The sequence below is a fragment of the Sorangium sp. So ce363 genome, assembly GCF_051520435.1.
Lineage (GTDB): Bacteria > Myxococcota_A > Polyangia > Polyangiales > Polyangiaceae > Sorangium > Sorangium cellulosum_B.
This window is the reverse complement of record NZ_CP150333.1, coordinates 783,172-804,073: the sequence shown is the minus strand read 5'-3', so window position 1 is coordinate 804,073 and position 20,902 is coordinate 783,172. Positions and strand designations below refer to the sequence as shown.

Annotated in this window: 11 protein-coding genes; 5 read left to right on the top strand and 6 right to left on the bottom strand. The window is 74.7% G+C overall.

The window, feature by feature from the left end:
* Positions 1-374: 374 nt before the first annotated feature.
* The 3 genes from WMF12_RS03035 to cysS all read right to left on the bottom strand — a co-directional run bounded on the left by WMF12_RS03035 (position 375) and on the right by cysS (position 4,215).
* Complete coding sequence (locus tag WMF12_RS03035) at positions 375-1,454, bottom strand: AgmX/PglI C-terminal domain-containing protein (RefSeq protein WP_437863881.1); 1,080 nt, start codon at positions 1,452-1,454, stop codon at positions 375-377.
* Positions 1,455-1,504: 50 nt separating this feature from the next.
* Complete coding sequence (locus WMF12_RS03030; RefSeq protein ID WP_437744116.1) at positions 1,505-2,470, bottom strand: DnaJ C-terminal domain-containing protein; 966 nt, start codon at positions 2,468-2,470, stop codon at positions 1,505-1,507.
* Positions 2,471-2,628: 158 nt separating this feature from the next.
* Positions 2,629-4,215 (bottom strand): cysteine--tRNA ligase, encoded by a 1,587-nt coding sequence (cysS, locus tag WMF12_RS03025; protein ID WP_437863844.1) that lies wholly within the window; start codon positions 4,213-4,215, stop codon positions 2,629-2,631.
* 63 nt (positions 4,216-4,278) lie between these two features.
* On the opposite strand from cysS, the gene WMF12_RS03020 reads away from it, so the two are divergent.
* The 5 genes from WMF12_RS03020 (at position 4,279) to WMF12_RS03000 (ending at position 8,957) form a co-directional block, all read left to right on the top strand.
* Entirely contained in the window at positions 4,279-5,055 is a 777-nt protein-coding gene (locus tag WMF12_RS03020) for a rhomboid family intramembrane serine protease (RefSeq protein ID WP_437863826.1), read from the top strand.
* Positions 5,056-5,208: 153 nt separating this feature from the next.
* On the top strand, positions 5,209-5,769 hold the full coding sequence (locus WMF12_RS03015; RefSeq protein ID WP_437863802.1) for a hypothetical protein: 561 nt from the start codon (positions 5,209-5,211) through the stop codon (positions 5,767-5,769).
* Entirely contained in the window at positions 5,766-6,719 is a 954-nt protein-coding gene (locus WMF12_RS03010; RefSeq protein WP_437863792.1) for an MlaE family lipid ABC transporter permease subunit, read from the top strand. Before WMF12_RS03015 ends, WMF12_RS03010 begins: the two co-directional genes overlap by 4 nt.
* 26 nt (positions 6,720-6,745) lie before the next feature.
* Positions 6,746-7,201, top strand: a complete 456-nt coding sequence (locus tag WMF12_RS03005) for a hypothetical protein (protein ID WP_437863779.1) — start codon at positions 6,746-6,748, stop codon at positions 7,199-7,201.
* A 97-nt stretch (positions 7,202-7,298) separates the two neighbouring features.
* Positions 7,299-8,957: a phytoene desaturase family protein gene (locus WMF12_RS03000; protein WP_437863769.1), complete on the top strand. Its 1,659-nt coding sequence runs from the start codon at positions 7,299-7,301 to the stop codon at positions 8,955-8,957.
* 35 nt (positions 8,958-8,992) lie between these two features.
* Here the strand turns inward: WMF12_RS03000 and WMF12_RS02995 are convergent, their stop codons facing one another.
* The 3 genes from WMF12_RS02995 to WMF12_RS02985 all read right to left on the bottom strand — a co-directional run bounded on the left by WMF12_RS02995 (position 8,993) and on the right by WMF12_RS02985 (position 20,487).
* On the bottom strand, positions 8,993-9,409 hold the full coding sequence (locus tag WMF12_RS02995) for a YkgJ family cysteine cluster protein (RefSeq protein WP_437715531.1): 417 nt from the start codon (positions 9,407-9,409) through the stop codon (positions 8,993-8,995).
* A 273-nt stretch (positions 9,410-9,682) separates the two neighbouring features.
* Positions 9,683-15,718 carry a hypothetical protein gene (locus WMF12_RS02990; protein ID WP_437863747.1) on the bottom strand — a complete coding sequence of 2,012 codons (6,036 nt, stop codon included), beginning with the start codon at positions 15,716-15,718 and terminating at the stop codon, positions 9,683-9,685.
* A complete protein-coding gene (locus WMF12_RS02985; protein WP_437863738.1) occupies positions 15,715-20,487 on the bottom strand; it encodes a hypothetical protein in 4,773 nt (1,590 codons plus the stop codon). The genes WMF12_RS02990 and WMF12_RS02985 overlap by 4 nt, the downstream gene beginning before the upstream one ends.
* Positions 20,488-20,902 lie beyond the last annotated feature (415 nt).

Below are 20,902 nucleotides of genomic sequence, written 5' to 3'. Positions count from 1 at the left end.
CATGCGGCGCAATTTGGCGTTGCGGATCGCTGCACGGTTTGCTTGTGCGACCGCCTCGACCGTGCAGGCGGCGGGAGCGTTCGCACCGCACGCCGCGCGCGGAAAGAGGCGAGTCGTATCGCGGAGCACAAGGAGCCCGTCCCGGTTGGGGCAGACCGAACCCGGCCTCCGAGGTCGGTGCAGCGTCAGGCGCGGAGAGGAGCCTTACCTGGCCAGGCGGAACCAGGGCGGTCGCGAAGCGGACACCGGGGCGTAGAACGGGACGTGGAACGGAGCGAAGCCCCGAGGAAACAGAGCCGGTTCCGCCCGCGCGACGTCGCCTTGAAGCGGCGCAGAAATCCGGCCAGAGATGGCCGGACTTCTGGCGGGCGGAACTAGGGTGCTGAGGGCTGCGGGTCGGGCGAAAACCGGAGCGGTACGACGAAGCGCAGGTCGCCGCCCTCCGGCGCCGGGAACGTGAGCGCTCGCGCGCGCCGGAGCACGCAGCGGGTGAGCCGTTCATCCGGGAAGCGCGACTCGGCCTCGAAGGCCTCGTCGACGGCGCCGCTGTCGGTCACGTGGAAGCGGATCGCGAGGCGGCCCCAGAGCGCCGGCGCGCCCGCGAGGGCCTCTTCGTAGCAGCTCCGCCACACGGGCAAGGCCTCGGCCAGGGCGGCGGAAATCGCGTCCGGCTGGAGCTCGCCCGGGCCAGGAGCGAGGACGGACGGCGGAGGCTCGACCGGCTCGTCGCCCGGATAGACCTGCAGCGTGGCCACGACCGTCGAGCCGGCCTTGGCCCCGGGGAGCGGGAGCGACCGCGCGCGCGCGGTGAGGCACGAGACGACGTCCGGCGCGGAGAGCGTGGACGAGGTGGCGCGCGCCCGGGTGACCTTGCCGGCGCGGCTCACCGTGAGCCGCACCGTGGTCTTGCCGTGCAGCGTCGGGTCCCGGTACGCGCGCAGGCGGTAGCACGAGTAGACGTGGATCCAGAGGTGCCGCCGGGCGATGCGCTGCACCTCGCTCGCCTTGAGCGGACCCTTCACGTGGTCGATGTCCACGATGATCCTCGGCAGCGGGTGCCCCTCGGTCGGAGGCGGCGGCGCGGGAGGATCCCCCCTGCCCCCGGCGTTCCAGCGATCCCGCTCCGCCGCCTCGGCCTGGCCGCGAGGCACGAGGTGGCGCCCGAGCTTGTAGGGCGGATCGATCGCGATCGAGGGCCCCTGCGAGGCGCCGCGCGCGTCGCCCTCGGCGAACGCCGCGGACGGGTCCCCGAGGGAGGCGCCCGGCGCCGCAGGAGAGACCGCCGGAGGCGCGGCCGGGGCGCGCAGCTCAGTGGAGGAGGCGGCGGCCGCCAGCGCGCCCACCCGCCGGGGCGGACGCCCCGGCTGGGCGGCGGCCGGGGCGGAGAGGCCGGCGGCGCGCGGGGCCGGGCGCGGCGGCGCCGGCGAGGCGCACGCGGCGAGCGCGATGGCCATCGCGAGGAGCGGACCGTACGCGCGGCCCGCGCCGCGCCGGGAGGCCGCGCTCAGAACCGGAGATCGCCGCGCGGCGCCTCCACCTTGCCGTCGAGCGCATCGATCGCCTTCGCGACCTCGGGGTCGTCGACGGTGGGGACGTGCACCACGAACTTCACGTAGAGATCCCCGGGCTCCTTCGCCTTGCGGGCGATGCCCTTGCCGCGCAGCCGCATCACCTGGCCGGTCTGGGTGCGCGCCGGGATCTTGAGCGTCACCTCGCCGTCGGGCGTGGGGACGCGGATCTTCTCGCCCCGGTAGGCCTCGCCCAGGGTGACGGGGACGTCGAGGTGGAGGTCGTCGCCCTCGCGCTTGAAGAACGGGTGCGGCGTGACGTGGATGTTGAGCAGCAGATCGCCGGGCTCGCCGCCGCCCATGCCCGGCGCGCCCTGGCCGCGGATGCGCAGGCGGCTGCCCTCGGCGGCCCCGGGCGGGACGCGCACCGTGACCGGCTCGGGATCACCCTCGCGCTGGAGCTGGAGCGTCGTGCCGCGCACCGCCGACACGAAATCGATGGTGAGGTTCTGCTCGATGTCGCCGCCGCGGCCGCGCGCCGGCTGCGGGCGGCGGCCCGCGCCGCCCGCGCCGGCGCGGCCACGGCCAAAGAGGTCGCCGAGGATGTCGCTGAGGTCGCCTCCGGCGGGGGCGTTGCCGAAGATCTCCTGGACGTCGAAGCCGCCGGGGCCGCGGCCCCCGCCGCCGGCCCGCGCGTTCGCGTAGCGGCGGTAGGCGCGGGCGCGCTCGGGATCGAAGTTCTGCGAGAGGCTCTCCTCGCCGAACTCATCGTAGAGCGCGCGCTTCGTCTTGTCGCTCAGCACCTCGTGAGCCTGGTTGATCTCCTTGAACTTCTGCTCGTTGGCCTTCCCCGGGCTCTTGTCCGGGTGGTACTTCATCGCGAGCTTGCGGAACGCCTTCTTGATGCTGTCCTCGTCCGCGTCGCGCGAGACGCCGAGCACGGAGTAGAGATCACGAGCCATGGTCGTCCGTCATCGTTCTGGTCCGCGGGAGGTGCGAGGCGCGCGGACCGCTGCGGGCCTTCATCGGGCCGAAACCTAGATCTCCCGTCGGTCCTCGTCCACTGGGGGCAGCCGCCTGCACGAGCGTCAGCGGTGGAACGCGCGCGGCGCGGCGCGCCTCAGGCGCTCACCCGGAATGTCGTACCGGTGGGAGAGTCGGCAACCTCGATGCCGTCGCGCTCGAGCTCCTTCCGGAGGGCGTCGCCCCGCGCGAAGTCCTTCGCGGCGCGCGCCGCGGCGCGCTCGGCGAGCTTCGCCTCGATCGCCTGCCGGGTCGTGCCGAGGAGCCCGAGGCGCTGCTCCTGCGTGCGGGCCTGGTAGACCGGAGACGGCGTCTGCAGCAGGCCGAGGACGTCGAGCGAGGACCGCAGGGCCGCGTGGAGGCGGCGCGCGAGCGGCGGGGCGGCGCGGGCGACGTCCTGGTCCTTCCCCCGCCGCTGCGCGGCGTCGGCGAGCTCGTTGGCGGCCTTGGCGACCTCGGCGATGATCGAGAGCACGACGGGGGTGTTGAGGTCGTCGTCGAGCGCGGCGGCGGCGCGGCCCGGCGCGCCGTCCGCGAGCGCGGCGAGCGCCGCGAACCCCTTCGGGAGCCGCGCCGGCAGCTCCGGCGCGGCGCCCTCGCTGGCGGGCGGGCCGGCGAGCGCGGACAGCGCGGAGAGCCGATCGAGCGTCGCATACAGGTAGTCGACGCGGCGCTCGGCCTCGACCACGCCGGGGAACACGACCCGGCCGTCGTCGCGCTTGTGGGTGTCGAACTCGAGCGGGCCCCGGTAGTGGACCGTGAGCAGGAAGTAGCGGAGCGCCTCCGGGTCGTTGCGCGCGTAGACGTCGCGGAGCTTGACGAAGTTGCCGAGCGACTTCGCCATCTTCTCCTTGTCGACGTTGACGAAGCCGTTGTGGATCCAGATCGAGGCGAGCGGCGCGCCGTCAGGATGGGCGGCCTCGCTCTGGGCGATCTCGTTCTCGTGATGGGGAAAGACGAGATCCATGCCGCCGCAGTGGACGTCGAAGCCGGCCCCGAGATAGCGGCCCGCCATGGCAGAGCACTCGATGTGCCACCCGGGGCGCCCCTTGCCCCACGGGCTGTCCCAGCCCCACCCGCCGGGGGCGACCCCCTTCCAGAGCGCGAAGTCGAGCGGATCGCGCTTGTCCTCGCACGGCCCGACGCGCGCGCCGACCCGCAGCTCGTCGAGGTTGCGCTTCGAGAGCTTGCCGTAGGAGGGGAAGCTGCGGACCGAGTAATAGACGTCGCGAACGTCGCGAACGTCGCGAACGTCGCCGGGCCGCTCGACGACATAGGCCACGCCTCGCTCGATCAGCCGCTCGACGAAGGCGATGACCTCCGGGATGTGCTCCGAGACCTTCGGCTCGACGTCGGGCGTCAGACAGCCGAGGGCGGCGACGTCCTCCTGGTACAGGCGAGCCATCCGCGCCGACAGGTCCATGGGGGGCTCGCCGGACTCGGCCGACCGCTGCAGGATCTTGTCGTCGACGTCCGTGACGTTTCGAACGTAAACGACGCGGAGGCCGCGCGCCCTCAGGTGGCGGACGAGGATATCCGGGGCGAGCGCGGCGCGGCCGTGCCCCACGTGCGCGACGTCGTAGGTCGTCGGGCCGCAGCAGTACATGCGGACCTCGCCAGGCCGCCGTGGGGCGAGCGGGGCGAGCTTCTGGGTCAGCGTGTCGTGGAGGCGCAGGGCGGACATCGGCCGGGGGTCTATCAAGGCAGGCGGATGCTGTCACGGGCCCGCGTGCTTAAGGTGATCGCGATGCTGCCCGTCCGTGACCAACTGCCCACCCGCAAGCTGCCGGCCGTCAACTACCTGCTGATCGCGCTCAACGTCCTCGGTTTCTTCTGGATGCGATCGACGATCGCGGCCGGGTTGCCGCCCGACCGGCTGCTCTCGGCGTGGGGCCTCGTCCCCGAGCAGCTCCTGGAAGCGCCGAGCGACGCGTGGTGGACGGTCTTCAGCAGCATGTTCCTGCACGATCCGACGGGGTGGGCCCACCTCGGCGGGAACATGCTGTTCCTCTGGATCTTCGGCGACAACGTCGAGGACGCGCTGGGCAGCGCCCGCTACGCGGCCTTCTATGTGCTGTCCGGGATCGCCGCCGCGGGCGCGCAGGTCGTCATCGATCCCGGCTCGACGATCCCGATGGTGGGCGCCTCCGGCGCGATCTCGGGCGTGCTGGCCGCGTACGCGTCGCTCTACCCGCGATCGCCGATCACGGTGCTGAACCCGATCTTCCTCCTGTGGTTCATCTTCGGGCTGTTCCTGGAGCTCCCGGCGTGGCTGGTCATCCTCGAGTACTTCGTGGTGAACCTGCTGAACGGGCTCGGCTCCATCGGCGTGCGCGGCGGCGGCGTGGCGTTCTTCGCGCACCTCGGGGGGTTCGTCGCCGGGCTCTTCCTCGTCCGCGTCTTCATGACAGGGCGCACCCGGCGCGAGCACGAGCGCTGGCAGCACTTTCGCCCGTCCCCCCGGCACCCCGCTGCCCGCCGGGCCCCGCCGTGGGACGCGCCGCGGCGGCGAGACTCCTGGTGACGGCGAGGTGCGACCAGGAGCGACCCGAGGTGCGGCGCCCTGTACGCGGCGCGCGGCGAAAAAGCCGGTGAGATCCGAAGGATCTCGCCGGAACGGCCAGGCTGCTCGCGGTTCGCCCAGGATGCAAAAGCGTGATAGCGTCGGCCCGCAGCGATGCGACGACCCCTTCGAAGGCGCCTCACCGCCGCGGGTTCTGCGGGCGAGGCAGCGGACCCCCGAGCCTGGCTGCTCGCCGTCGCGATCGCGCTCGCCGGCTGCGGAGGGTCGTCGTTCGACGGAACGGTCTACCGCGGCACGGACGTGGCGTTCCGCGTGCCCCCGGCGCCGGCGAGCTGGAAGCGGCTCGAGGTGTCGGACGCGGCGGTGGCGTACCGCGACGACGCGAACGGGGCGACCATCGCCCTCAACGGGCGCTGCCGGAACGAGGAGGACATCCCGCTCGTCTCGCTGACCAACCACCTCTTCCTGCACTTCACCGAGCGCGAGGTGCTGAAGCAGGACGTCGTGCCGTTCGACGGCCGCGAGGCGATGCACACCGTCATGTCGGCGAAGCTCGACGGGGTGCCGAAGGTCTTCGACATCTGGGTGCTCAAGAAGAACGGCTGCGTGTACGACATGCTCCTCATCGCCGATCCCGCCGGCTACGCCGCCAGCGAGCCGGCGTTCACGCGGATGGTCCGCGGCTTCTCGACCCTGCGCACCGATGACCGATGACGACTGATCGCAAACGGCCCGTGGCGGCGCCGCCGCCCGCCTCGAACGGCCCGCCGGCCGCCTCCTCCGGCGGGGGCTCCACCAGCGTGCCCCCGCAGAGCCTGCAGCCGACAAGCGTGCCCCCGCAGAGCCTGGCGCCGAACAGCCTGCCTCCTCCGCCGCTCCCCCCGCTCCTCGCCAGGATCAACGAGAACGCGGTCGGGTTCGTCGAGCACCTCGGGCAGTTCGGGCGGATGACCTGGGGGGCGCTCAGGTCGATGTTCGAGCGGCCGCTCGAGATCCGCTCGACCCTCTATCAGATGGAGGCGCTCGGCGTCCGCTCGGCCGCCATCGCGTCGGTGACGGCGCTCTTCGTCGGGATGGTCATGGCGGTGCAGTTCGCCATCGGCCTGCAGAAGTTCGGCGGCATGGAGTACACCGGCCGCATCATCGGCCTGTCGTTCTCGCGCGAGCTGGCGCCGACGCTCACGGCGGTGATCGTCGGCGGCCGCATCGGCGCCGGCATCGCGGCCGAGGTCGGGTCGATGGCCGTCACCGAGCAGATCGACGCGATCCGCGCCCTCGGCGCCAGCCCGCTGAAGAAGCTCGTCTTGCCGCGGCTGCTCGCGAGCGTCGTGGTGATGCCCGTGCTCGGCGCGTTCGCGCTCGTGCTGGGCTTCGGCGGGGCGATGCTGGTCTGCGCGACCGAGTTCGGCATCCCTGCCGGCTTCTTCCTGCGGACGGCGCTCGGATCCGTCACGTTCATGGATTACTTCAGCGGGATGTACAAGACGCCCTTCTTCGGGGCGATCATCGCGCTCGTCGGGTGCCACTTCGGGCTCATCACGCGGGGCGGAACGGAGGGCGTCGGCCACGCGACCACGCGCACGGTGGTCGTGACGTCGATCACCATCCTGATCGCCGACTTCTTCCTGACCAAGATGTCCATCCTGCTCTTCCCGACCCGGTGAGCAGGGGCGGTCCGGGAGGCGCCCAGATGCCGCCGCCGACGTCGCAGCGAACGCTGGCCGGGCTCCTGCCGGTGCTGCTGTTCGGGGTGCCGTTCGGGGTGACTGCGTGCCAGGGGGACGCCGGGAGGGAGGGCGGGGTCGCGGAGGCGAGCGACGGCGGCGCCGCGCTCCCGGAGGGCACGCCGGTGCCGCGGCGGCCGACGCGGCACTACCACCTCCGCCGGACGGACGACGGGTGCGAGATCTTCTGGATCGACGGGGATCTCGTCTCCGCGTCCCAGGCGGTCGTGTGCCCGCCCGACCTCGAGGTGGGCGAGCGCCTCCGCCTGACCGGCAAGACATGCCTCCGCGAGTCGGCGCAGACCCCCGCGCGCGCCGTGCCCGTCGTCTGCCCGCTGCCGCTCATGAACATGGAGAAGGCGGACAGGGCGCCGCCCGACGCCGGGGCGCCGCCCGACGCCGGCAAGCGAGGCGGCGGGTAAGCGACGGGGAAGCGACGAGCGAGAGGCGGGGCCATCGAGGGCACAAGCGCGCAGCCGACCACGTCCCTGGAGCATCGTAGTCCGGAGGGGTAGCGTCATGCGGCACGCGGATACCGTCGTGATCGGATCGGGCGCCGGCGGGCTCACTGCGGCGCTCGCGCTGGCGCGCGCGGGACAGAAGGTGCTCGTCGTCGAGCAGCACTACCTGCCCGGCGGGTGGACGCACAGCTTCTCGTTGAACGGGTACCTGTTCAGCCCGGGAGTCCATTATATCGGCGGGCTCGGTCCGGGGGGCGCCGTGCGGCGGCTCTACGAGGGGCTCGGGCTCTCGGGAGATCTCGAGTTCTGCGAGCTCAACCCGGACGGGCTCGATCACCTGATCATCGGCGACGAGCGGCTCGACGTGCCCAAGGGCCTCGATCGGCTCGTCGCCCGGCTCACGGCGCGGTTCCCGCACGAGGCCGCGGGGATAGCGCGGTACTTCCGTGTCCTGCGCGGGGTCAACGACGATCTCGGGCGGCTCGAGGCGATGCTCGAGTTCCCGAGGGTGCTGCTCGCGCCGTTCAAGGCGCCGAGCCTCGTGCGCTGGGGCCTCCGCACCCAGGAGGATCTGCTGGACGCGACGATCCGCGATCCCCTGCTGCGCGCGTTCCTGTCGGCGCAGGGGGGCGATCACGGGCTGTCGCCGTCGCGCGTGGCGCTGCCTGTCCACGCGGGCATCGTTTGCCATTACATGGATGGCGGGTACTACCCGCGCGGGGGCGCGAAGCGCATCCCGCTCGCGATGATCAGGGCCCTTCGCCGGCTCGGCGGGCAGGTGCGGACGCGCGCGCGGGTGAAGCGCATCCTCGTCGAGCGAGGGAGAGCGGCCGGCGTCGAGCTGGAAGGGGGAGAGGTCCTGCGCGCGGCGAGCGTCGTCTCGAACGCGGACCCGGCGATCACCTATGGAGAGCTGCTGCCGCCCGAGCTGACCGCCCGCGAGCGCCGCAAGGTCCAGCGGATGGAGTACTCGGTCAGCCTGCTCAGCGTGTTCTGCGCGGTGGACATGGACCTCCGGTCGATGGGTTACGACTCAGGCAACTACTGGTGGTACCGCGAGCGAGACGTGGGGCGCCTCTACGAGCGCATGGAGCACCAGCTGCCGCGCGGGGCGGTGGACGGGCTGTTCCTGACCATCACGACGCTGAAGGACCCGGGCCACCCGACCCGGGGCAACCACCACACGATCGAGATGTTCACGTTCGTGCCCCACGGCCCCTTCACGCGCTGGGAAAAGACCCGCACGGGCGAGCGAGGGGCGGACTACGAGGCGTTCAAGGAGTCGATCGGAGATCAGATGATCGCGGCGGCGGAGAACGTCATCCCAGGCATCTCGCGCGCGCTCGTGTTCCGCTCGGTGGCGACGCCGCTGACCAACGACTTCTACTGCGCCACGTACCGCGGCGCCGCCTACGGCACCGCCAAGACGAGGTGGCAGCTCGGCCCGCTGTCGTTCTCCATCGGGACGAGGATCCCGGGGCTGTACCAGTGCGGGGCGAGCACGCTGAGCCACGGGGTGGCAGGCGCCGCGATGTCAGGCCTCATGGCCGCGCAGCGGATCACGGGCGCGGCGCGCGCGGAGGATCTGCTCGGGCCGGCCGACGGCTCGCTGCGGACCTACCCCGCCGATCGGCCGGAGGAGTGGCTGCACGAGCGGAGGAAGGCGAGCGCGGCGGCGCAGGCGGACACGGACGACGAGGTCCACGAGGGGACGTGAGCCGCGCTTGAGCCGCGCTGCCGCCCTATCGAGCGCTAACCGGCCGGCGTCCTGGACCGGAACGTGATCTGCACGAGCGGCATCACGTCGGGATCGTCCTGTGTCTCCCGCTCGAACTGGAGCACGTCGTAATAGCCGCACCGCGGCCTGCCCGGGTAGTCGCGGCAGACCTCGGGCCGGGCCTCGTAGATGGTGCAGCCGCGGGTCGTGAGATCGAGGAAGCGGCAGACCCGGCCGAGCACCGGATCCGACTGCCGCCGGAGGATGCGCTCGTCGTTGTAGCGCTTCGTGAAGCGCTCCTCGGCGGCCTCGAGCGTGAGGCCGAAATGGCGGGCGAGCCGCCGCAGGTCGCGCGGCGTGACCTCGACCCGCTCGTAGATGGAGCAGCAGTAGGCCGGGCACTTCGAGCAATCGTAAGAGACGCGGGGCTTGGCCTTGAGGGTCGTCGTCATGGATCGTGAGGGACGTGCAGCCGATGCCGGAGCGAAGAGGCCGAGCGCTCGCTGTCAGGCAGCGGAGCATACGCGGCCGAGCAAGCCTCCGCGACGGCGAAGTGCTCGCCACGGCGCGCGCTCAACATAGCGCCACGGTGCAATCGTGCGATGGGAACGCGATGGGAACGCGATGGGAACGCGATGGGAGCGCGATGCGCGAGGACGGTGGCACGATGACGCGATGAGGCGCGGGCGGCGCGCAGCCACGAGCGCACAAGCGCCCGCCCGCCTTCACTCGTTGAAGCCGAGCTGCTCCCGCGCCTCGGTCAGGCCGTCGCTCACGGCGAAGACGATGAGGTCGCGCGCCTCCGCGTTGCGCCCGATCCAGGTGACGCGGTCCTTGCCCGCGGCGGGAGGCGCGTTCGTGTTGCCGCCGGACCAGGCGATGCCCGTGAGGACGACGTTGATGTCGCCCACGGCGAGGAACGCGGCCCGGTTCCCCCAGCCGTTGATCGCGGTGTTCAACGTCGAGGCGCGGTTGCCGATCGAGCCGATGACGTCGGCGGCGAGCACGCTGATCTTCGGATCCACGCCGCCCGCCATCACCCGCTCGATGCGGCCGTGGTACTCGCGCAGGCGCCCGGCGTCCGCGCCCTGCGGCGACCACGTCGGGACGAACGCCTTCAGGTAAGCCGCGAGCAGCGGCCAGAGATCGATCGGCGCCGTCCGCGAGAAGGCCGAGGCGTTGGTCTGGAGGATCTTGACGGCGCGGTGGATGAGGGCGACCCGGACGTCCTCGCGCGGCGAGGTGACGAGCGCCTGGCCGAGGACGATCTTGGGCGGGCTCGTGGACGCCGGCACGCAGACGGCGCCGAGCGCACCCGTCATGTAGACCTGCAGGCCGGGGAGGCCGTACGCCGCGCCGATGCCGCGCGCCAGATCGGTGATCTCGGCGTGCTGGGGCGGCAGCGGCGTCGCGCGGATCGAGTCGAGATCGAACGGCACCGCGGCGTCGAGCAGCGGGCCCGTCTTGAGCAGGAGCTCCCGGAACGCCGGGGTCATGAGCTCCGGCGCGAGGTGGGCGTCGAGGCGTGCCGCGCCGGCGGCGTTGCCCGCGCCGCCCATCGCGGCGTCGCGGCCGTCGAGCGCGTCGACCGTCGCGCGCGCGATCTTCGCGGCGCCGGCGCGGCCGCGGAGCTCCGCGACCGTCGCGACCGTCGAGAAGAGGTAGGGCTCGAAGCGGCCGGTGTTGAGCGCGCGGCGCGCGTCGGCGAGGGCGCGATCGAGCAGCGTGGTCGCCGCGGAGGCCTGCTCGGTGCGCTGGTAGTAGCGGGCCAGCGCGCCGAGCGCGAAGTCGTCCTTCGGCCACGTCTTGCGGGCGGTGAGCAGCGTGGCCTCGGCCTTCTTCGCGTCCCCCATCGCCTCGTAGATCTCGGCGAGCTCCGCGGTGCGGCGGCACTTCTGCTCGGGCGCCTCCGCGGCGTTGATGAGGAGGTTCTGCTGCTCGAGCGCGCGGGCGCCGTCGCCGGCGCGCTTGTAGAGCGAGACGAGGCGCTCGCGCGCGCTCACGTCGCCCGGCGAGCGCTTCAGGATCTCCTGGTACGCGAGCTCGGCGCGCTCCGCGTTCGGGAGGTGCTCGTCGTAGAGCTCGCCGAGGCGGAGGTAGATCGCGACCTGCTTGGCGGGCTCGGGAACGAGGCGCGCGAGGCGGATCCACGCCTGCTCGGCGCCGGCCCAGTCGCCCTCGCCGGCGCAGACGTCGGCGAAGGCGGACAGGGCCTCGACGTGATCGGGGTTCGCGTCGAGCGCGGCGGCGAGCGCGCGCTTCGCGGCCGCCGCGTCGCCGACGTCGGCGAGCGCCCGGCCGCGCAGGACCTCCATCTCGACCCGCTCCGCGGGATCCGTCACCGCCTCGAGGCGGCGCTCGAGGAGCGCGGCGAGCTCGGCGCGCGCCCCCTCGGCGATGTAGATGGCCCTGAGCCGCGAGAAGACGTCGGCGTACGACGGATCGACCGTGGCGACCGCCTCGAGGACGTCGCGCGCCCGCGCGACGTTCTGGACCTTGTCCTGCCAGAGCACGGCCGCGGCGTAGAGCGAGTGCGCGCGCCCCTCGGGGCCGACGCTCGCGCCCGCGGCAGACTCGAGCGCCGCGGCGGCGGCCGCCGGGTCGCCGCCGCGATCGAGCGCGTCGGCGAGATCGAGGTGCGCGACGAGGTAGTGCGGGACGAGCGTGATCGCGTGCCGGAAGAAGGCGACGGCGTCCTCGATCGAGCCCGCGAGCAGGGCGTCCCTGGCGGCGCGCACCGAGAGGGCCGCGGCCTCGGACGGGCGATCGGTGCGCTCGATGAGCTGGCGATCCGCCTCGATCGCGAGGGCGTGATCCGCCTTCGCGCGGGCCTGGGCCGCCATCTGGCGCAGCGCCCAGATGCCGCGGGGCTCGTTCCTGTACGCGATCTGGACCGGCTCGAGCGCCTCCTCCCACGGGAGCACGCGCAGGCGCAGCCGCGCGGACAGGAGCGCGTGGGCGATCGCCTCCGGGCCGTCGAGGACACGCGCGATCTCCAGGGCGATCGGCTCGAGCTCCTCGTCGCGGCCCTCGCCGATGAGGTAGGAGGCGACCCGGCGGAGCGTCGGCAGGTGGTGCGGCGTCTCCTCCAGGATGGAGCGGCGCCAGAGCAGGGCGCTGCCGGCGTCCTTGCGCCCGTGCTCGTCCAGCTCCGCGAGGCGCTCGTAGATGTCGAGGCGCTCCGCCGCGTCCGCCGCCTCACGGGCGCGCGGGATCAGGGCGTCGACGAGCTCTCCTGTGCCGTGGCCCGCGACGGCCGCGCGGTAGAGGGCGATCGGCGCGAGCGCGTTGTCCCCGGCGGCGATCGCCTGGCGGGCGCACGCGGCGGCCTGCGCGAGGTCGCCGGCGCGCTCGTGGTCGAGGGCGGCCTCGAGCGCGAGGCGAGCGGCCTCGATGCCCGCGGCGGCGCGGTCGTCACCCGAGCGGCCCGCGTCGCCATCACCGCCTGCGTCGAGGGCGCGCAGGAGCTCGGCGGCGCGCTCGGCGCGCCAGGAGGCGCGGTCGGCGGGCGGCTCCGGCGCGAGCCGCTCGAAGAGCTCGCGCAGGCCGATGTCCTGGGGGCGCGAGCGGTGCGCCGTCTCGAGGAGCGACGCCGCGGCCGCGGGGTCGGCCTCGGCGACGAGGAGCGCCTCGCGGACGAGATCGTGAGCCCGCTCGAGGGGGTCGGCCGCGCCCTCGCGGCGGGTCCTGAGCCACTCGAGGAGACCGTCGCGGTCCACCCGGGCGCGCGCGCTCCGCTCGCCGAGGTGGAGCGCGACGGGGAGCTTCGGATCGATCTGGGCGGCGCGCGAGAGCAGGCGCTCGCCCTCCTCGTTGTCGCCGCCGTCGAGCAGGCGGATCGCGGCCTCGGTGACGAGCACCGCGGCGCGCGGCCCCTCGTCGAGCGTGAGCGCGTGCTCCGCGAGGATGCGGGCCGCGCCGACGCCGCTCTCCTGCGCGGCGCGGGCGCGCGCGGCGCCCTCGTGCTGCGGGTCCGCGGCGCGGGCGCGATCGAGATCGCTCATCGCCGCGCGCTGATCGCCCGCGATCTCCGCGAGGACGGCGGCGGCGAGCGCGCTGTCGCGCTCGGACGCGACCTCGCGCAGCGACGCCACGGCCCTGGCGACGCGGGCGCCGCGATCGCCGTCGAGATCGAGCTCGAGCGCGAGCGCCCGGAAGAGCGGGCTCTCCGGCGCGGTGTCGCCGTACGTGACGACCGCGCGGGAGAAGGCGTCGCTCGCGTCGACGCCGCCCTCGGCGGGGACGGCCTCGCGCGAGAGCGCGCGGCCGAGGGCCGCGGCGGCGCGGGCCCTCGGGCCGCCGAGGGGGCGCACACCCCTCGACGCGGGCGCGCCGTCCACCGCGGCGTCGCCGCCGGCGTCGCTCAGGGCGGCGCTCGCCGCGGCGCAGAGCGGCGCGAACTCGGGATCGTCGGCGAGGGCGTCGAGCCACGGGTCGATCTCGCCCGCGGCGCCGCCGGCGAGCGCCGAGAGGACGATGCGATCGGCCGGCGAGAAGGCGCCGCCGTCGTCGAGCGTCGCGTCGCGCACGGCGGCGGCGTCGCCGAGCTCGATCGCCTGCGCCGCGAGGGCGCGGCGCGCCTGGCCGCCGTGCGAGCCGGCGGCGACGTTGCGGAGCGCGCCGAGCGACGCCGGGCGGGTCTCCTTGCGCGCGGCGCTCAGCGCGGCGGTGAGCCACGCGACGGCGGGCGCGAGCGAGGTGCCGCGCAGGGGATCGAGGGTCGCGAGGCCCTCGGCGAGGTCGCCGGCGCCGAGCAGGGCGCGGGCACGGAGCAGCGCCTCGTACGGCGTGGCGGGGGCGGCGCGGCCGCGCGCCGGCCTCGGGGCGCCGCGGTGCGCTGCGACCTGAGTGCTCGCCGCGGCGAGCGGCGCGAGCTCGGGCGCCTCGGGGAGGCGGAACTTCGCGAGCACGGCGGAGGCCGCCGCGTCCGAGTCCGGCGCGGCGAGCGCCTCGCAGAAGCGCTGGACGTGCGCGCGGGGATCGGCGGGGTGCGTCCGCGCCGCGAGCTCGAAGCGTTTGTGGGCGCCCTCGGGATCCGCGAGCGGGATGCGGCAGAGCTCCGCGCCGAGCACGAGGTTGTGGCAGCGCGCGGCCGGCGTGCCGAGGACGCGGGTCTCGCTCTCCAGCGCCTCGAGCGCGGCGGGCAGATCCCCCTCGCGCATCAGGAGGCCGCGGAGCTGGCGGTGCGCGAAGATCAGGCTCGGGGCGAGATCGCGCGCCTCGGCGGCGATGGCGCGGGCGGTGGCGTCCTCCCCGGCCATCACGTAGAGCTCGGCGACGGGAAGCAGCGCGCGCGCCCGGGCCGCGGGATCCTCGATGAGCTCGGCCTCGGAGCGGAGCCACGCGGCGCGCGCCGCCCACACGTCGCGCTGCTGCGACTGGACGAGGATCGCGCTCGCGTCCTGCTCGCCGTCGAACACCGAGGCGGGCGGCGGGATCGACGGCAGCGGCGGGAGGCTCTCCGGCGCGCGGGAAGGCGACGACGACGGGCCCGCAGGAGGCGCCGACGGGACGCGTGCTGACGAAGACGGGCGCGGCGGCGACGACGACGGCACGCGTGACGACGACGGCACGAACGACGACGACGGCACGAACGACGACGACGGCCGGACGTGGGACGCCGCGAACGGGCGCGGCGGCGACGACGAGGGGCGCGGCGACGACGAGGGGCGCGGCGACGACGAGGGGCGCGGCGACGACGAGGGGCGCGGCGGCGACGACGACGCGCGCGGCGATGAAGGCGGGCGCGGCGGCGCGAAGGCGACGCCGCTGTCGGGTCTCCGGGTCGCGACCCGCGTCTGCGCGAGATCGTCCTCCAGCTCTTCATCGGTCGGCTCGGTCGGCCCGCCGATCAGGCTGGACTCGTCCACGAGCTCGCCGGGATCGCTGTCGGCGGCGGGCTGATCCCAGCGGCTGGTGGAGGCGGACGACTGGCCGGCGTACGACCGGGTCGTGGGCCCGGGCTCGTCGAGGGCGTTCGTCTCCTCGTCGTCGAGGCCGTGCGTCTCCTCGTCGTCGAAGGCGTGCGCCTCCGCGAACCGGCCGCTGCTGGCGCCGCTGGGCGGCGCGAACTCGAACGGGGAGTCGCCGCCGTCGGGGATGGGCGTCGCGCGGTCGCCCGGCTCGGCGGTGTCCTCCTCGAACACAGGCTCCCGGCGCACCGACGGCGGCGGCAGCGGGGGCGGCGGGGCGGCGGGCTGCGGGCGCGGCGCCGTGAACCTCGCGGACGGGGCCGGCGGCGGGATCTTCGGCGTCCGATCGCCGGGCGTGAGCTCCGCGCCGAGCGACGCCTTCACGTCGCCCGGCCTGCTGCCCGAGCGGGGCTGGGCGGCGGGGCGGGGCAGCGACGGGGGGCGCGGCGGCGGGATGGGCGCCGGGGGCCGGCGCGTCCCGTGCAACGCCGGCGCCGAGGTCACGACCCCGTCGTCGACGTCCTCGGCGCGCTGATCCTCGAACAGCATGTCGAGCAGCGCGTCGCTCTCTCCGGCGCTCTGCGCGGGCCTCGCGGGCACGGGCACGGGCTCGCGGGAGAACAGCTGCTTCAGGCCGCCTTCGCCGGCGCGCTCACCCTCCTCGGCGCCGCGGATCGACTGGATGAGCTCTTCGGGGATCTTCGCGAGGAGCGTGGCCTCCTCGACGTCGCCCTCCGATACCGCCGCGCCGTACATCGCCGGCGGGGGGACCGTGATCTTCTCCTGCGACGGCGCGCCCTCGTCGCCGCCGCCGCCAGAGGAGCTCTTGGATTGCGGATTCTTGCTCACCGGACCCCCATGCCGAGCTTCTTCCGGAGCTCGAGGTAGCTCTGCGAGAGGACGAACGCGACCAGCTGGCGCGCCCGCTCGCTCTCGGCGACGACACCGCCGAGCTGCTCGCGCGGGGTATTGAGGATGTCCGAGAGGACCAGCGAGACGTCGCCCGCGGCGATGACGGCCATGCGGTCGATGCTCCTGCGCGCGGCCTGCGCCCAGCGGAGCGGGTCCTGCTGGCTCGAGACGATGCGCTGGCAGACGTCGGCGATGGCCTTGCGGGTCGCGCGCGACATCTCCTTGTGGATGGCGCGCGAGACCTCGCCGAAGACGGCGTAGGGCGGCTGCGGGACCGTGAAGCCCGCCTCGATGCACGCGGCCGCGACGAGCGAGGCGACGGTGCTGTCGTCCCGCGTCCTGAGCGATGAGATGCCCCGGCGCAGCGCGAACGCCTCGCGCGCGATCGCCGAGCGCGAGGCGGCGTCGAGCGGCGTCGTGATCTCGGGGCCGAGCACGAGCGCCGGCAGCTGGCCGTAGACGCCGGTCGCGCCGCGAGGGCTCGGGCCGCCGACGTAGAGCTCGAAGTCCGTCTCGAAGCTGAGCGCGCCCATCCACTCGGCGACCGCCACGCGCAGCGGGTGGCCGCCGCGCGAGTCGATGCGGTCCTTCTTGCCGACGCCGAGCGACACGAGCGAGGGGCCGAGCGCCATGCAGATGGTCTCGGCCATCTTCGCGAACAGCTCGCCGACGGGCCCGGTGTCGAGCGGATCGGCGATGTCGGCCATGGCCTTGGCGTCGAGGGCGATCTGCGGCCGCGCCGGGACGCGGGCGTCGATCTTCCTGAGCTCCGCGGAGATGCCGTCGTCGATGCGGACGAGCGAGACGAGCGCGCCGAGCGTGGCCTGCCGGAGCGCCGCGTCCTGCCCCGCGCCGGCGATCTTCGCGAGGAGCGCGACCCGGTCCGCGTCGATCGGCTCGGACGCGAGCGCCTGGATCAGCGTCGCCTTGGCGCGGCCGAGCACACGGGTGCGGAAGGCGGGCTCGTAGTCCGTCGTGAGGACGAGATCGATCGCCTCGCCGTCGTCCGGCGCCTCTTCGAGGAGCTTCGCGACGGCCCGCTCGGCGCGGCGCGGCGCGCGGAGCTGATCCCGGTAGATGGCCATCGCGAGGCGCGCCGCCTCGATCCGCCCCTCGGGGGTGTCGCGCTCGACCATGAGCTCCTCGAGCAGGCGCGTCGCCTCGTCCCAGGAGCCGACCCGGGCGGCGACCCGGACGAGGCGCTCGCGGACGACGGGCGTCGACAGCCCGGCCCGGTGCAGGCCGATCAGCACCTCGAGCGCCCTGTCGTGCTCGCCGAGCTTCTCGTAGGCGTCGACGGCCGTGATCCCCGACATGAGGCGCTGCTCCCCCGGCGCCTTCGCGACGCGCGAGAGCTCGGCGTAGAAGGCGGCCGCCTGGCCGAGGTCGCCCTGCGCCTTCGAGATGTCGGCCGAGAGCGCCAGCGCGCCGATGTGGTCCGGCTCGAGCAGCGTCACGTTCTCGAGCGCGGCGAGCGCGTCGTCGAGCTTGCCCTTCTTGCGGAGCACGCGCGCGCGCTCCCAGAACAGCTTGCAGAGCTCGAGGTCGTTGTCCGCCACGCCGAGCCGCTTCTCGATGATGTCGAGCAGGCGATCGTCCTCGTTGCGCGCGCGGACCCGGCGGAACAGCCGGTCGAAGGCGACGCCGCGCCGCGGGTCGCGCGTGAACGCGCGATCGAAGGCGATCTCCGCGTCCTCGTCGGCCTCGGTGTGCTGGAGGAGCAGGAGCCCAGCGCTCTCCCAGAACCCCGCGCCGCGCGCGTCGTCCTTGCAGAGCGCCCCGAGCTGCGCCGAGGCGAGCGCCGTCGACACGGGGTCGCGGAGCGCCTCGGACGTCGCGCGGACGCCCTCCCAGGCGGCGACGTCGTCGGGCCGCCGCTCGACGACCGCGCGGAACGCGGCGAGCGCGCGCTCGTGATCCCCGGCCGCGAAGTCCGACCAGCCCGCGAGGCCGAGCGCGGTGAGCTGCGCCTCCTCGCCGAGCGCGTCGCCGAGCCCGTGCAGCGCCGCGGCGCGGCGCCGCGGATCGCAGCCGGGGAGCGCGAGCTCGAGGTTGGCGAGCTGCGCGGGCGCGTGCTCGCCGGTGAGGAACGGCCGCGGCAGGTTCGGCTGATCGAGCGCGCCGACGATCGCGGCCGAGGCCTCCATCGCGGCGCGGGCCTCGCCCTCCATGTGCCGCGCGAGCGCGCTCCGCGCGGCGACCTCCGCCTCGCGGTCCTCGGCGCCGAGCGCGGCGCCGAGCCACTCGAGCTCGGCGTGCGGGCTCGGGTCGGCCGCGGCCCACGCCGCCGCGCGCGCCGCGGTGCGCGCGCGATCCTGGTCCAGGGTCCGCGCGAGGCGGAAGCGCTCGGCGTGCGCGATCGTCGCGGCGCCGTCGCCGCGCTCCTCGATGTAGTCGAGCGCGCGCTCGACGGCGCTGCGCTGCTCGAGGGCCGGCTGCCAGAGGAGGCGCCCGAGCGCGGCGGCCAGGGCGAGGTCGTCGCTCGCCTGCGACTCCAGCGCCTCGAGCGTCGCGAGCGCCTCGTCGGCGTCGCCGCCCTCGGCCGCGCCGACCTCGAGGCCGAACCGCGACAGCGCGAGCGCCGCCGGGTCCTCGCCCGCCTCGCCGGCGACCTCGAGGGCGCGGCGCCGGCTCTCCAGATCGCCCGCCTCGTGGCCGCGAAGGGCCCAGGTGAGCGCCGTCGCGCCGGCGCGCGGCGCCTTGCCGCGCGCCGCCTCGAGCTCCTCGACGGCGCGCCCGCGTTCGCCGGCGCGCCAGAGCAGGATCGCCGCCTCGATGTGCAGCGCCGCCGAGAGATCGGCGTCGTCGATCGCCGCGGCGCAGGCCGAGAGCGTCGCGGCCGCGGCGGTCGGGCTCCCGGCGCGCCGGTGGAGCTCGGCCAGGAACACCGCGATGACCTCGTCGTCCGCGGATCGCTCGAAGAGCGCGCGGAGCCGGCTCCGCGCGCGATCCAGATCGCCGCCGCGCGCGCTGCGCAGGGCAGCGACGAGCCACAGCCCGCGCGCGGTCTCCTCGCCCTCGACCTCGGCGAGCGCCTCGATGACCGTCGGCGAGCGCCGCGGGCCCGGGGCGCCGGGCTCGTCGCCGCGCTCGCGCCGGCTGCGGACGAGATCGACCGCGAAGGCGCCGAGCGCCCGCCCGAGCCACGCGTTCGGCGTGGCGCCGTCGTCGGCGCCGGCGTCGGCGAGCTCGGCGAAGGCGCCCTCGGCGCCGTCCGCGTCCCCCCGGAGGAGGCGGCTCCGGCCGATCTCGAACCACAGGCTCGCCTTCTCGGCCGGGTCGACGCCCGTCGAGAGCAGCCGCTTCGTCGACTCCTCGTACCAGGCCGCGTCGCCGCGGAGGGCCGCGAACGAGCGGCCGAAGCGCGCGAGCACGCCCGGGTGGACGCCGGCCATGCCGGCCTGCGACAGGGCCGCCTTCGCCGCGCCGACGTCGTCCGTCCGCACCGCCCAGACGTAGGCCGCGAGGAGCAGCGCGCGCCCCCGCGCGTCGTCGCTGGCGTACGAGGCCGCCGTCGCCTCGAGCGAGGCCGCGAACGCGGACGGGTCCTGACCGTCTCCGAGGAGATCGATCTCCAGCGCGCGGGCCGGGATGCACTGCGGGTCGGCCGCGAGCGCGCTCCGGAGCGCCGCGAGCGCGGCCTCGCGATCGCTCGCGAGCGCCGCCGCCTCGGCGACGCGGAGCCACAGGGCCGCAGCGCCGGGCCCGCTCGCGCCGCGCGCGATCTCCTGCTTGGCCAGGCTGGCGGCGGCCTCGGCCTCGCCGGCGGACTCGAGCGCGGCGATGCGCGCCCGGCCGAGCAGCGTCGACTGGGGCAGCCGCTCCGCGGCCCGCTCGAGGAGCGACGCGAAGCCGCCCGTGCCGGCCCGCTGCGTCAGCTCGGCGGCGCGGAGCCACGCGTCGGCCGCGTGCTCCGGCTTGCGCATGGTCCGCGGGACGCCGTTGGCGTCGCCGCTCGCCTCGTCGTCGAGCGCGTCGGCGATGAGCTCCGCCTGCCCCTCGAGGGCGCGCGCGAGCGCGCCGAGGTCCTCCTCGCGCCGGGCGATGACCTCGAGCGCGAGCTGCGACCTGAAGCGCGCCCGCCCCTCCAGCGCGGCGGCCGCGTCGAGCAGCTCGTAGGCGCGCTCCACGTTCTCGGTCGCCGCCGCGAGGTCGGCGAGCTCGATGAAGAGCAGCCCCTTCCACGTCGCGTCCGTCGCGAGCTCCGCGCGGGCCTCCAGCGCGCGCATCCGGCCGGCGAGGTCCCCTTCCTTGGCCGCGATGAGCTCGAGCTCGAGCCACGGGGTCGCGTCCTCCGGGTTGCTGAGCGCCGCCTCCTCGAGCGCCTCCTTGGCCGCCGCGAGGTTCTGCTCGTGGTCCTGGAGGTACGCCGCGCGCTCCCAGAACGAGCGCGCCCGCTCCTCGGGGGTGGCCGCGGCGCGCGTGAGCGCGTCGAGCAGCTTGCCGAGGTTCTTGATCGACTTGCGCCGCGTGAGGATGCGGACCAGCGCCTCGAGCGGCTCGCGGAACTGGGGATCCGCGTTGAACGCGGCGAGGTAGTCGCGCGCCGCCGTGGGCTCCTCGCCGAGCGCCTCCTCGAGCGCGCCTAGCTCGTGCAGCAAGAGCGCCTGGAGCTGCCGCTCCGGTTGCTCGCCTTGCTCCGCGCGGAGCCGCGCGATCAGGGCCGTCATGCTCTCCGCCTGCCCCTCGGGTGCCTGAACCGTCATCTCGCTCGCGACGCCTCCGAACGGGGTCTCATCTGTGCGCACCGCATGACGATGGCGGAGAGTAGCGAACCGAACCTGACGGAGTAAAGCGCGCCGGGCAGGGAGCCGGCTCGAACAGCGTCGCGCCGCGTCGAGTAGCCTGCCTGGCCGCGCGCGATCGGTGGGTCGAGCGGCGGACACGAATGTGCGCGCGCCCGCGCCCGGCGAGGAGATCCGCGGAGCGCGCCGGTCGACCGCGTACGCCGCCGGAACCGCTGGAAAACGAAGAACGGTGGGCGCGCTCGCGCGCGGCGCGACGCGCGCGAGGGGGCGGAGGTCGCTCGCTCGCGAGGAGGAGGCGGGGTTGCGGCGCTGAGCAGGAGGGCGCGCGTGTCGGCCGGGGCGCCGCGCGCTGCGGGGCGGCGCGGTCGATCGA

Coding starts and splice junctions, on each gene's coding strand:
- WMF12_RS03005 (WP_437863779.1), top strand. CDS start 6,746: ATGCCGCCGCCGACGTCGCAGCGAACGCTGGCCGGGCTCCTGCCGGTG.
- WMF12_RS03020 (WP_437863826.1), top strand. CDS start 4,279: ATGCTGCCCGTCCGTGACCAACTGCCCACCCGCAAGCTGCCGGCCGTC.
- WMF12_RS03015 (WP_437863802.1), top strand. CDS start 5,209: ATGCGACGACCCCTTCGAAGGCGCCTCACCGCCGCGGGTTCTGCGGGC.
- WMF12_RS03000 (WP_437863769.1), top strand. CDS start 7,299: ATGCGGCACGCGGATACCGTCGTGATCGGATCGGGCGCCGGCGGGCTC.
- WMF12_RS03030 (WP_437744116.1), bottom strand. CDS start 2,470: ATGGCTCGTGATCTCTACTCCGTGCTCGGCGTCTCGCGCGACGCGGAC.
- WMF12_RS03010 (WP_437863792.1), top strand. CDS start 5,766: ATGACGACTGATCGCAAACGGCCCGTGGCGGCGCCGCCGCCCGCCTCG.
- WMF12_RS02985 (WP_437863738.1), bottom strand. CDS start 20,487: ATGACGGTTCAGGCACCCGAGGGGCAGGCGGAGAGCATGACGGCCCTG.
- WMF12_RS03035 (WP_437863881.1), bottom strand. CDS start 1,454: ATGGCCATCGCGCTCGCCGCGTGCGCCTCGCCGGCGCCGCCGCGCCCG.
- cysS (WP_437863844.1), bottom strand. CDS start 4,215: ATGTCCGCCCTGCGCCTCCACGACACGCTGACCCAGAAGCTCGCCCCG.
- WMF12_RS02995 (WP_437715531.1), bottom strand. CDS start 9,409: ATGACGACGACCCTCAAGGCCAAGCCCCGCGTCTCTTACGATTGCTCG.